Source organism: Streptomyces tritici (genome assembly GCF_048500665.1).
In the GTDB taxonomy this organism is placed as follows: domain Bacteria; phylum Actinomycetota; class Actinomycetes; order Streptomycetales; family Streptomycetaceae; genus Streptomyces; species Streptomyces tritici.
Window position 1 is genome coordinate 3,404,992 of record NZ_CP183183.1, and the last position, 11,748, is coordinate 3,416,739.

Consider the following 11,748-nt stretch of genomic DNA (forward strand, 5'->3'; position numbering starts at 1 on the left):
TGGGCGTTTTCCGTCCACGGGCTGTGGGAGAGAAAAAGTTTCGCCGCCGGACCAAGATCAGAACAAACGGCCCACACACGGAGCTCCGATCCCATGAACGGTAAGGGATGCTTGCGCGTTGCATCTCTTACCTGTGGAAGATTAGATTGTGCATATGACCCAGGCCCCCGCGACCCCCAAGGCCGTCCGCCGGCAGCACGACCGCGAGATCATCGCCCTCGCCGTCCCGGCCTTCGGCGCGCTCGTCGCCGAGCCGCTGTTCGTGATGGTCGACAGCGCCATCGTCGGCCATCTCGGCACCCCGCAGCTCGCCGGTCTCGCCATCGCGGCCGCCCTGCTCACCACCGCCGTCAGCGTCTTCGTCTTCCTCGCCTACGCCACCACCGCAGCCGTCGCCCGCAGCGTCGGCGCGGGCGATCTCCAGGCCGCGATACGCCAGGGCATGGACGGCATCTGGCTCGCCCTCCTCCTCGGTGCGGCCGTCGTCGCGCTCACCCTGCCCACCGCACCGTGGCTCGTCGGCCTCTTCGGCGCCTCGGACACGGCCGCCCCGTACGCCGTCACCTATCTGCGCATCTCCAGCCTCGGCATCCCGGCCATGCTGGTCGTCCTGGCGGCCACCGGCGTCCTGCGCGGACTGCAGAACACCCGCACCCCCCTGTACGTGGCCGTCGCCGGCTTCGCCGCCAACGCAGTGCTCAACCTGGGGCTGGTCTACGGCGCGGGACTGGGCATCGCCGGCTCCGCCTGGGGCACCGTCGCCGCCCAGTGCGGCATGGCCGCCGCCTATCTGGTCGTGGTGATCCGCGGCGCCCGGAGGCACGGCGCATCCCTCCGCCCCGACGCGGCCGGCATCCGCGCCAGCGCCCAGGCCGGCGTCCCCCTGTTGGTGCGCACCCTCTCGCTCCGCGCCGTGCTGATGATCGCCACCGCTGTCGCGGCCCGGCTCGGCGACGCGGAGGTCGCCGCCCACCAGGTCCTCCTGTCGCTCTGGAGTCTCACGGCCTTCGCCCTGGACGCCATCGCCATCGCGGGCCAGGCCATCATCGGCCGCTACCTCGGGGCCGACGACGCGGAGGGCGCACGCCAGGCCTGCCGTCGCATGGTCCAGTGGGGCGTGGTCTCGGGGGTGGTCCTCGGCGTCCTCATCGTCCTGACCCGTCCCCTGTTCATCCCGCTCTTCACCAGCGACCCGGCCGTACGCGACACCCTGCTTCCGGCGCTGCTCGTCGTGGCGCTCTCCCAGCCCGTCGCCGGCGTCGTGTTCGTCCTCGACGGCGTCCTGATGGGCGCGGGCGACGGCCCGTACCTCGCCTGGGCGATGCTGCTGACCTTGGCGGTCTTCGCTCCGGTCGCTCTCCTGGTTCCGTCGTTCGGCGGCGGACTGACCGCGGTCTGGTGGGCGATGACCCTGATGATGGTCGTCCGGCTGCTCACGCTGTGGCTCCGCGCCCGCTCCGGTCGCTGGATCGTCACAGGGGCCACCCGCTGACGGGTCTCGGGTGTTTCACGTGAAACACGCCGTTTCACGTGAAACGGCCGCGGATGCCAGAAGGGCCGCACCCGGGGGTGCGGCCCTTCTGTACTGCTGGAGCAGCGTTACGCGGCGACGACCTCGACGCCGAGCTTCGCGGCAACCTCGGGGTGCAGACGCACGGACACCTGGTGCGAGCCCAGGGTCTTGATCGGCGAACCGAGCTCGACGCGGCGCTTGTCCACGTCCGGGCCACCCGCGGTCTTGATCGCCGCAGCGATGTCAGCCGGGGTCACGGAGCCGAAGAGACGGCCGGCGTCGCCGGAGCGAACGGCCAGGCGCACCTTCGTGCCCTCGAGCTGAGCCTTGATCTCGTTGGCCTGCTCGATGGTCGCGATCTCGTGGATCTTGCGGGCGCGGCGGATCTGCGCCACGTCCTTCTCGCCGCCCTTGGTCCAGCGGATCGCGAAACCGCGCGGGACCAGGTAGTTGCGAGCGTAGCCGTCCTTGACGTCGACGACGTCGCCGGCAGCGCCGAGGCCGGAGACCTCGTGGGTGAGGATGATCTTCATTGGTCGGTCACCCTTCCCTTATCGCGCGGTGGACGTGTAGGGCAGCAGCGCCATCTCACGGCTGTTCTTGACGGCCGTGGCGACGTCACGCTGGTGCTGCGTGCAGTTGCCGGTCACGCGACGGGCACGGATCTTGCCGCGGTCGGAAATGAACTTCCGCAGCATGTTCGTGTCCTTGTAGTCCACGTACGCGGTCTTGTCCTTGCAGAACGCGCAGACCTTCTTCTTAGGCTTGCGCACAGGCGGCTTCGCCATGGTGTTTCTCCTGTGTGATCAAGAAGTGGGGGTACGAGCTGCTTCCGGGGCAGGGCCCTAGAAGGGAGGCTCGTCCGAGTAGCCGCCGCCGGAGTTTCCACCCCAGCCGCCCCCGCCGCCCTGCTGCTGGCCACCGGAGGGAGCTCCGGTCGCCCAGGGGTCGTCAGCGGGCGCACCGCCCTGGCCGCCGCCGGAGTTTCCACTCCAGCCGCCGCCCTGCTGCTGCCCACCGCCGCCGTAGCCGCCCTGGCCACCGCGACCGGTGGTGCGGGTGACCTTGGCCGTGGCGTTGCGCAGGCTGGGGCCGACTTCCTCGACATCCAGCTCGAAGACCGTGCGCTTGACGCCCTCGCGGTCGTCGTACGACCGCTGCTTCAGCCGGCCCTGCACGACGACGCGCATGCCCTTCTGAAGCGACTCGGCGACGTTCTCCGCCGCCTGACGCCAGACCGAGCAGGTCAGGAACAGGCTCTCGCCGTCCTTCCACTCGTTCGTCTGACGGTCGAAGGTGCGGGGAGTGGACGCGACGCGGAACTTCGCAACCGCCGCACCGGACGGGGTGAAGCGCAGCTCGGGGTCGTCGACGAGATTGCCGACGACCGTGATGACGGTCTCGCCTGCCATGGTGAACCTCTCGGCGGGATTGCTTGGCTGCTTGCTTGCTGCTACTCGAACCCGTTGACCTCTGAGCTAGACGCTCAGTGGGTCTCGGGGCGGAGGACCTTGGTCCGGAGGACCGACTCGTTCAGGTTCATCTGGCGGTCGAGCTCCTTGACGACCGCAGGCTCGGCCTGCAGGTCGATGACCGAGTAGATGCCCTCGGGCTTCTTCTTGATCTCGTAGGCGAGACGACGACGGCCCCAGGTGTCGACCTTCTCGACCTTTCCGTTGCCCTCACGGACGACGGAGAGGAAGTTCTCGATCAGCGGGGAGACAGCGCGCTCCTCGAGATCGGGGTCGAGGATGACCATCACCTCGTAGTGACGCATGTGGAACCCACCTCCTTTGGACTCAGCGGCCACGGTCGTTCCGTGGCAGGAGGGTCGTGATGCGTAGCGACGGTATCGGCTACCACTGACAGTCCCCCTCGACGAGGGGCTCTGTCGGAGCCCGTGGACGGGCCTGGGCAGACACCGGCGCAGACCGTACAGAGTACCCGCACAACTGCTTCCGGTTGAAATCCGGCGGTGAGGGGACGCAATCTGTACACAACGGATAAGGGCGGCGCTACGATGCGCCGCCTTCCGGCAGGCACGCCAGGAGGTGCTCCATGGCACAGGCAATGCGACCCCAGTCCGGTCACTCCCTCTTCGCCACCGACGGCAAGCCGCACCCGGTCCAGGACACCCTGGTCGCGGTGACGCTCGTCCTGGGCGCGATCTCCTTCATCACCGCCCAGTTCCACCACCTGCACCTGCTGAGCTCCTGGACGGGGCTCATCGGCATCGTCACCGGCGGGTACGGCCAGTTCATCTCCGTCACGACACGCGAGCGCTTCGCCCTGATCGTGGGCCTCGGCGCCTCGGCGGTCGGTTTCCTCCTCGGCATGGCCCAGGGCGGCCTGTTCGGCGGAGTGATCGGCTAGAGCCCCTCCCCGTCCGCACGGCCGAGAGCCACACGGCCATTCGGGGCGCCCTTCGGTCACAGTAGGCTTCGCGCGAGAGCCGGAACCCCTGTACCGATGGGGACACACCTGCCGAGGAGCGCCCCGCATGAGCCTGACCCTGAGGACCATCAGCCGAGAGCAGCATCTGGCGTACATCCAGAGCCTGCCCGCGGCGAGCCACTGCCAGGTCCCGGCATGGGCGGACGTGAAGACCGAGTGGCGCTCGGAGAACCTCGGCTGGTTCGACAAGAGCGGTGAGCTCGTGGGCGCGGGCCTGGTGCTCTACCGGCAGCTGCCCAAGCTCAAGCGCTACCTGGCCTACCTGCCCGAGGGCCCGGTCATCAACTGGTACGCGCCCAACCTCGACGACTGGCTGCAGCCGATGCTGGCGCACCTGAAGCAGCAGGGCGCCTTCTCCGTGAAGATGGGCCCGCCGGTGGTCATCCGCCGCTGGGACGCGGCCGCCATCAAGTCCGGCATCCAGGACCCGGACGTGAAGCGTCTCAAGGACGTCCAGGCCACCCACGTCGAGCCGCGTGCCTTCGAGGTCGCCGACCGGCTGCGCCGCATGGGCTGGCAGCAGGGCGAGGACGGCGGCGCCGGCTTCGGCGACGTGCAGCCCCGTTACGTCTTCCAGGTCCCGCTCGCCAACCGCTCCCTGGACGACGTCCTCAAGGGCTTCAACCAGCTGTGGCGACGCAACATCAAGAAGGCCGAGAAGGCCGGCGTCGAGGTCGTGCAGGGCGGCTACGAGGACCTGGCCGAGTGGCAGCGCCTGTACGAGATCACCGCCGTCCGCGACAAGTTCCGGCCGCGCCCGCTCTCGTACTTCCAGCGCATGTGGACCGTCCTCAACGCCGAGGACCCCAACCGCATGCGGCTGTACTTCGCCCGCCACAACGGGGTGAACCTGTCCGCCGCGACCATGCTCGTCGTCGGCGGCCACGTCTGGTACTCGTACGGCGCCTCCGACAACATCGGCCGCGAGGTGCGGCCGTCGAACGCGATGCAGTGGCGCATGCTGCGCGACGCGTACGCGATGGGCGCCACGGTGTACGACCTCCGGGGCATCTCCGACTCCCTCGACGAGACCGACCACCTCTTCGGCCTGATCCAGTTCAAGGTCGGCACGGGCGGCGAGGCCGTCGAGTACGTCGGCGAGTGGGACTTCCCGCTGAACAAGCTGCTCCACAAGGCTCTCGACATCTACATGTCGCGCCGCTGAGGGTTGCGTAGTCTCGTAGCTCTCCTGCACGTCGACGCGCTCCTGCACCTCGTCGCTCGTGCACGTCGTTGATCCACCGCACCCACAGAAAGGCTCCGGGCCGGCCATGGCGCTCTCCCTCTACGTCGACACCGCTCGTTGGCGGGCGCACCAGAAGTCCGTGATCCAGCAGTTCCCGGGCCTCGTGCCGGTCTGCAAGGGCAACGGGTACGGCTTCGGGCACGAGCGGCTGGCCGACGAGGCCGCCCGGTTCGGCGCGGACATGCTGGCCGTGGGCACCACGTACGAGGCGGCGAGCATCAAGGACTGGTTCGGCGGCGACCTGCTGGTCCTCACGCCGTTCCGGCGCGGCGAGGAGCCCGTACCGCTGCCGGACCGGGTCGTCCGCTCCGTCTCGTCGGTGGACGGGGTGCACGCCCTGGTCGGCGCCCGCGTCGTCATCGAGTGCATGAGCTCGATGAAGCGGCACGGCATCCACGAGGAGGACCTCGGCCAGCTGCACAGCGCCATAGAGGACGTGCGCCTGGAGGGCTTCGCCCTGCACCTTCCGCTCGACCGCACCGACGGCACGGACGCCGTCGAGGAGGTCATCGGCTGGATGGACCGGCTGCGCGCCGCCCGGCTGCCGCTGCACACCATGTTCGTCAGCCACCTGCGGGCCGAGGAGCAGGCCCGGCTGCAGCAGCAGTTCCCCCAGACCCGGTTCCGCGCCCGGATCGGCACCCGGCTGTGGCTGGGCGACCACGAGGCCACCGAGTACCGCGGCGCGGTGCTCGACGTGACCCGCGTCGCCAAGGGCGACCGCTTCGGCTACCGCCAGCAGAAGGCCGCCTCGGACGGCTGGCTCGTCGTCGTCGCGGGCGGCACCTCGCACGGCGTGGGCCTGGAGGCCCCGAAGGCCATGCACGGCGTGATGCCCCGCGCCAAGGGCGTGGCCCGCGCCGGCCTCGCGACGGTCAACCGGAACCTTTCGCCGTTCGTCTGGGCCGGCAAGCAGCGCTGGTTCGCCGAGCCGCCGCACATGCAGGTGTCGATCCTGTTCGTCCCCTCGGACGCCCAGGAGCCGAAGGTGGGCGACGAGCTCGTCGCGCACCTGCGCCACACGACCACCCAGTACGACCGGCTGGTCGACCGCTAGGTCCGGTCCCTCACGGCCGCGCCGCCGGACCGGGGCCGGGAAGGCCCTGGTCCCCGGGCCCGTCGGCGAGCTCCTGCGGAGCACCCCACTCCACCCGCGGCCCCTCCACGGCGTGCGCCGCGTGCCGGGCCGGGCGGGCCGCCCTGCCGAGGGCGAACACGTCCTCCGCGCCGTCCAGGACGCCGCCGGAGGGGTCGTCCGAGCCGTCCCGCCGCACGCCGTCCTTCTCCGGCATCAGGATGTCGCGGACGATCATCGCGCACAGGAACAGCGTGCCGAGCAGGTGCAGCAGGATCGCGAACTGGTAGCCCTCGGTCGGCAGTCCCTGCTTGTTGCCGCTGGTCGTGTACGCGAGGTACGTCCAGATGCCGAGGAAGTACATCACCTCACAGGTCTGCCAGACCAGGAAGTCGCGCCAGCGCGGCCGGGCCAGCGCGGCCAGCGGGATCAGCCAGAGCACGTACTGCGGCGAGTAGACCTTGTTGGTGAGGACGAACGCCGCCACCACCAGGAAGGCGAGCTGGGCGAACCGCGGCCGGCGCGGCGCGGTCAGCGCCAGCGCGGCGATCCCGGCGCAGGCCAGGAGCATCAGCAGGATGGCGTAGGTGTTGGCGGTCTCGGGCTCGATCGGCCGGCCGGTGCGCTGGGTGATGATCAGCCAGAAGGAGCCGAAGTCCACGTTCCGTTCCTGGCTGAACGTGTAGAACTTCTTCCAGCCGACCGGCGCCAGCACCATCACCGGCAGGTTCACCACGAGCCAGGACCCGGCGGCGCCGAGCAGCGCCACCCCGAACTCCCGCCACTTCCAGGCCCGCCAGCACAGCAGCAGCAGCGGGCCGAGCAGCAGCACCGGGTAGAGCTTGGCGGCGGTGGCCAGGCCGATGAGGATGCCGAAGGCGAGCGCCCGGCCGCGCGACCACATGAGCATGGCCGCGGCCGTGAGGGCCACGGCGAGCAGGTCCCAGTTGATGGTGGCGGTCAGCGCGAAGGCCGGCGCGAGGGCGACCAGCAGGCCGTCCCAGGGGCGGCGGCGGTGCGTGCGGGCCACACAGACGGCCATGACGGCCGCGCAGACCAGCAGCATGCCCGCGTTGACCATCCAGTACATCTGCTCGCGGTGCACGATGTCGTCGCCGCCCGGCGTCAGCCAGGACGCGACCTCCATGAAAAGACCGGTGAGCACGGGGTACTCGAGGTACTCCATGTCGCCGCCGAGCCGGTCGAAGTAGGGGATCAGCCCGTCGGCGAAGCCACGTCCGACGAACAGGTGCGGGATGTCGGAGTAGCAGGCGTGCATGTACTGCGAGGTGGCCCCGCGGAACCAGGCCCAGTTGTAGCAGGGCAGCTTCTGCACCATGCCGAGCGCGAACATGCCGATGGCCACCAGCGCGACCACGCGCACGGGCGTCAGCGAGTGCCCGCCGGCCCGGGCCCAGCGGCCGATCGGTCCGCCGAGCAGCTCGCTGCCTCTGGCTGCGACCTCGTCCTGTCGGGTGGGCTGCACCACGGGCCGGTCCTGCCGCGGGCGCGTGTTCTGGTGGCTCGGCATGGGGGACATCCTGCCGTACGCGCCCCGGAACGCGGCGAGGGCCGCCGTGGCCGGCTCGTACGGGGTGTACGTCCGGTCACGGCGGCCCTCACAGGAGCTGTCCGCTGGGGCGGCTAGCCGTCGACGCCGCCGAAGAAGCCTCCGCCGCCGTCGGTCTTGCCGCCGTTGCCGTTGCCGCCGTTGCCTGCGGTCTCTGTGGGTGACGGCAGTCCGCCGGTTCCTCCGTCGGTTGTTCCTCCGTCGGTGGTGCCCCCGTCGGTCGTTCCGCCGTCGGTCGTGCCACCGTCCTGGCCACCCGTGGGCTCGCAGTCCCAGTCCAGCATGTCGCAGGTCTTGCCCGGCTTGGGCCGGTCGGAGGGACGCTGCGACGGAAGCGTGGACGGCATGTCGGACGGGGTGCCCGAGGGGGAGTTCGTCGGCGTCGGCGTCGGGCTGGCGGCGCCGCCGCCGTAGACGGCCTCGGCGTCCGGCAGGTCCTCCGGCTCGGGGAAGGTCTTGACCGGCTGGCCCTTGAGCGCCTTGGTCATGTAGTCCTTCCAGATCCGCGAGGGGAACGACGAACCGTGGATCGTCTGCTGCCCACCCGTGTTGTACATCGGGAGGAACTCGCGCTTCGTGTTCTTCTCGTTGTCGTCGAGGCGGTACATGTCGATCGCCGTCGACAACTGCGGCGTGTAGCCGACGAACCAGGCCGACATGTTGTCGTCGGTGGTACCGGTCTTGCCGGCGACCTGTCGGCCCGGGATGGCGGCCTTGGTGCCGGTGCCCTCGGGGTCTTCGACCACGGACCGCAGGACGTCCGTGATGTTGCTGGCCACGGCGGTGGTGAAGCCCTGCTTCGTCTTGACCTCGTGCTTGAAGACGATCTTGCCCGCCTTCTTCGCCTCCTTGACGGAGAACGGCTCACGCTGCTCGCCGTTGGCCGCGAAGGTGGCGTAGGAGCCGGCCATGCGGATGGCGCTCGGGTGGGAGATGCCCAGGGAGAACGAGGGAACCTCGCCCTTGACCATCGAGTTGTCGTCCTTCAGGCCCGCGTTCTTGGCCGCCTCGCGCACCTTGTCGATGCCGACGTCCATGCCCAGCTGCACGAACGGCGAGTTGGCCGACTTGACCATGGCGCGGCGCAGGCTGATGGGCCCGTAGCTCCTGTCACCCTCGTTGGCCTGCTTCCACTCCTTGCCGTTCTCGTCGTGCCAGATCGTGCCGTCGTAGTTCTTGACCACGAGGTTGTGCTTGGCGTCGTAGCGGCTCTTGTCCGGGTCGACCTTCCTGCGGATGGACGGGTCTTTCGGGTCGCGGACGCCGTCGTTCATGGCCGCCGCCAGGACGAACGGCTTCCACGTCGAACCGACCATCGCACCGGTCTGGTCGGCGTTGTTCGTGAAGTGCTTGGTCGCGTCCTCGCCGCCGTAGATCGCGACGATGGCGCCGCTCGCCGGGTCGACCGAGGCGCCGCCGAACTGGACGTGCGTGTCGTACTTGGGGCGCTTCTGCGGGTCGATGTACTCCTGGCGGATCTTCTTGACCGACTCTTCGAGCGCCGTGACCTTGTCCTTGTCGAAGGTCGTGTAGATCTCGTAGCCGCCCCGCGAGAGCTGCTCCTCGGTGATGCCCTGGTCGTTGTTGTTGAGGAAGTACGCCTTGGCGAGGCTCACCAAGTAGCCCTTCTGCCCGCTGAGCGCGGCGTCCTTCTTCGGCAGGACCGGCATCGGGAACTCGGGGAACTTGGCGCGCTCCGCAGCGGGCAGGCTCCCGTCCTTCACCATCTCGTCCAGGATCCACTTCCAGCGCTTGACCGCGCGCGCGGTGTTCTTCTCGGGGCTCGCCTCCGTGTCGATCTCGGGGGCACCGGCGGGGTCGTAGTACGTGGCGCCCTTCAGCACCGAAGCGAGGAAGGCGCACTCACTGACGGTGAGCTGGCTGGCGTCCCTGTTGTAGTAGGCACGCGCCGCGGCCTGGAGGCCGTAGGCGCCGCGGCCGTAGTACGCCGTGTTGAGATAGCCCGCCATGATCTCGGGCTTCTTGTAGGTGTTGCCGACCTTCATCGAGATGAAGAGTTCCTTGACCTTGCGGCTCAGGGTCTGCGACTGGTCTGCGAGGCGGTTGTTCTTCACGTACTGCTGGGTGATGGTCGAGCCACCCTGGGTCTGTCCGCCCCTGGCCATGTTGAACACGGCCCGGCCGATGCCCATCGGGTCGATGCCGGAGTCGGTCCAGAACGTCTTGTTCTCGGCGGAGACCACCGCGTCCTGCATCGCCTTCGGAATGGCGTCGTACGCGAGGATCTGCCGGTTCACCTCACCACCGGTGGCGGCCATCTGGGTGCCGTCCGACCAGTAGTAGACGTTGTTCTGGGCCTTCGCGCCGTCGTCCTCGTTGGGCACGACCACCATCGAGTAGGCGATCGTCGCACCGCCCATCAGCAGGCCCAGGAACCCCAGCGTGAGGCCGGAGACCAGCTTCCAGGAGGGCACCCAGCGGCGCCAGCCGTACTTCCCGTAGCGCGGGTAGTCGATCATGCGCTTCCGGCCCGGCGGACGACCGCCGCCGCGGCCCCGGCCGCCGTCGTAACCGCCGCCTCCGCCGCCACGCCGACCACCGCCGCCGTGGCCGCCCGCACCGCCGCCGGCCGCGCGCCTTCCGCCACGCTGCTGGGCGGCGCGCCGAGCCGCGGCCCGGCCGCCGTAGGGGGCCTCGTCGCCGTAGGGCGAGGAGGGGGATCCCATGCTGACATCACGCGCCTGGGACCTGCGGCCCATCGGCTGCTGGGCGGCGCGCCGGGCCGCTGCCCGTCCGCCGGCGGGCGGCTGCGGCTGCGGCGATTTGCGACGGTGCTCGCTCATCGAACGACTACTCCTCGGGCAGGCGCGTTGGCCTGGAAGCGGCAATTGGTTCCGGTCCCCCCGAAATGAATACGGACGGGCCTCCGGAGGGGCTCATCCGCTTCACTGCAGCCGGTGCATCGAGAGCACTGACGAACATCGGCGCCTCGTGGTTCCCGGTGGTCTGCATGCCGCACAGACTACGCACGGCCAAAACCCGCCTAGGGCTGAAGTTCACCTCAAATCAGGCAAGTCGTGTGCGACGAATTGACAATGTGACGCCGGTCACGCGAGCCCCACTTGTCGCGATCAAGGGGTCGTTCTATCGTCAGGATGTATCGAGTCGATACATCAGTGCGGCATATGAGCCCGGCGACGGAGGAGGCGATGCATGAGCAGACGCTCCGGAATCCTCGAGTTCGCCGTGCTCGGACTGCTCCGTGAAGCCCCGATGCACGGGTACGAGCTGCGCAAGCGGCTCAACACCTCGCTGGGCATCTTCCGCGCGTTCAGCTACGGCACCCTCTATCCGTGCCTCAAGACGCTGGTCGCGAACGGCTGGTTGATCGAGGAGCCCGGCAGCGCCCCCGAGGACGCTCTGGCCACGACCCTCTCCGGGCGTCGCGCGAAGATCGTGTACCGGCTGACCGCGGAAGGTAAGGAGCACTTCGAGGAGCTCCTCTCCCACACCGGTCCGGACAGCTGGGAGGACGAGCACTTCGCCGCCCGCTTCGCCTTCTTCGGCCAGACCGAGCGCGAAGTCCGGATGCGCGTCCTCGAAGGCCGGCGCAGCCGGCTGGAGGAGCGCCTGGAGAAGATGCGGGCCTCCCTCGCCCGGACGCGGGAGCGTCTCGACGACTACACACTCGAGCTGCAGCGCCACGGCATGGAGTCCGTGGAGCGCGAGGTGCGCTGGCTGAACGAGCTCATCGAGAGCGAGCGGGCGGGGCGGGACCAGCGGTCCGGCCCCGAGACCCCCGAGGACCCCGCTCGACACGACAGGATTTCTGGAGACACGGGCGGCCTGCCCCGGCACGGGGGCAGTACCCGGCCGGATCCGTCCGACGACACCACCAAGTGAGGGACTGCCTCCAGCAGGCCCTCGAA

General features: G+C 69.3%; 11 protein-coding genes. 5 read left to right on the top strand and 6 right to left on the bottom strand.

What is annotated here, in order from left to right:
- The first annotated feature begins 154 nt into the window (after window positions 1-154).
- The gene (locus tag ACNJ93_RS15720) at window positions 155-1,492 is read left to right on the top strand and encodes an MATE family efflux transporter (protein WP_418958031.1); all 1,338 of its coding nucleotides are present in this window, start codon (window positions 155-157) and stop codon (window positions 1,490-1,492) included.
- A gap of 107 nt (window positions 1,493-1,599) precedes the next feature.
- Here the strand turns inward: ACNJ93_RS15720 and rplI are convergent, their stop codons facing one another.
- The 4 genes from rplI to rpsF form a co-directional block, all read right to left on the bottom strand.
- Complete coding sequence (gene rplI, locus ACNJ93_RS15725; RefSeq protein ID WP_365343988.1) at window positions 1,600-2,046, bottom strand: 50S ribosomal protein L9; 447 nt, start codon at window positions 2,044-2,046, stop codon at window positions 1,600-1,602.
- An 18-nt stretch (window positions 2,047-2,064) separates the two neighbouring features.
- Window positions 2,065-2,301 (bottom strand): 30S ribosomal protein S18, encoded by a 237-nt coding sequence (gene rpsR / locus ACNJ93_RS15730; RefSeq protein WP_005315025.1) that lies wholly within the window; start codon window positions 2,299-2,301, stop codon window positions 2,065-2,067.
- Window positions 2,302-2,358: 57 nt separating this feature from the next.
- Window positions 2,359-2,925: a single-stranded DNA-binding protein gene (locus ACNJ93_RS15735; RefSeq protein WP_418958032.1), complete on the bottom strand. Its 567-nt coding sequence runs from the start codon at window positions 2,923-2,925 to the stop codon at window positions 2,359-2,361.
- 74 nt (window positions 2,926-2,999) lie between these two features.
- Window positions 3,000-3,290 (bottom strand): 30S ribosomal protein S6, encoded by a 291-nt coding sequence (gene rpsF, locus ACNJ93_RS15740; RefSeq protein ID WP_004950685.1) that lies wholly within the window; start codon window positions 3,288-3,290, stop codon window positions 3,000-3,002.
- A 281-nt stretch (window positions 3,291-3,571) separates the two neighbouring features.
- On the opposite strand from rpsF, the gene ACNJ93_RS15745 reads away from it, so the two are divergent.
- The 3 genes from ACNJ93_RS15745 (at window position 3,572) to ACNJ93_RS15755 (ending at window position 6,270) form a co-directional block, all read left to right on the top strand.
- Window positions 3,572-3,886, top strand: coding sequence for a hypothetical protein (locus ACNJ93_RS15745; RefSeq protein ID WP_418958033.1), 315 nt, complete (start codon window positions 3,572-3,574; stop codon window positions 3,884-3,886).
- A gap of 127 nt (window positions 3,887-4,013) precedes the next feature.
- Window positions 4,014-5,132, top strand: a complete 1,119-nt coding sequence (locus ACNJ93_RS15750) for a lipid II:glycine glycyltransferase FemX (protein WP_418958034.1) — start codon at window positions 4,014-4,016, stop codon at window positions 5,130-5,132.
- Window positions 5,133-5,238: 106 nt separating this feature from the next.
- Complete coding sequence (locus tag ACNJ93_RS15755) at window positions 5,239-6,270, top strand: alanine racemase (protein WP_418958035.1); 1,032 nt, start codon at window positions 5,239-5,241, stop codon at window positions 6,268-6,270.
- A 10-nt stretch (window positions 6,271-6,280) separates the two neighbouring features.
- On the opposite strand, the gene ACNJ93_RS15760 is transcribed toward ACNJ93_RS15755, so the two are convergent.
- Entirely contained in the window at window positions 6,281-7,819 is a 1,539-nt protein-coding gene (locus ACNJ93_RS15760) for a glycosyltransferase family 87 protein (RefSeq protein WP_418958036.1), read from the bottom strand.
- A gap of 113 nt (window positions 7,820-7,932) precedes the next feature.
- The gene (locus ACNJ93_RS15765; protein ID WP_418958037.1) at window positions 7,933-10,662 is read right to left on the bottom strand and encodes a transglycosylase domain-containing protein; all 2,730 of its coding nucleotides are present in this window, start codon (window positions 10,660-10,662) and stop codon (window positions 7,933-7,935) included.
- Window positions 10,663-11,032: 370 nt separating this feature from the next.
- On the opposite strand from ACNJ93_RS15765, the gene ACNJ93_RS15770 reads away from it, so the two are divergent.
- Window positions 11,033-11,722 (top strand): helix-turn-helix transcriptional regulator, encoded by a 690-nt coding sequence (locus tag ACNJ93_RS15770; RefSeq protein ID WP_418958038.1) that lies wholly within the window; start codon window positions 11,033-11,035, stop codon window positions 11,720-11,722.
- The last annotated feature ends 26 nt before the right edge of the window (window positions 11,723-11,748 follow it).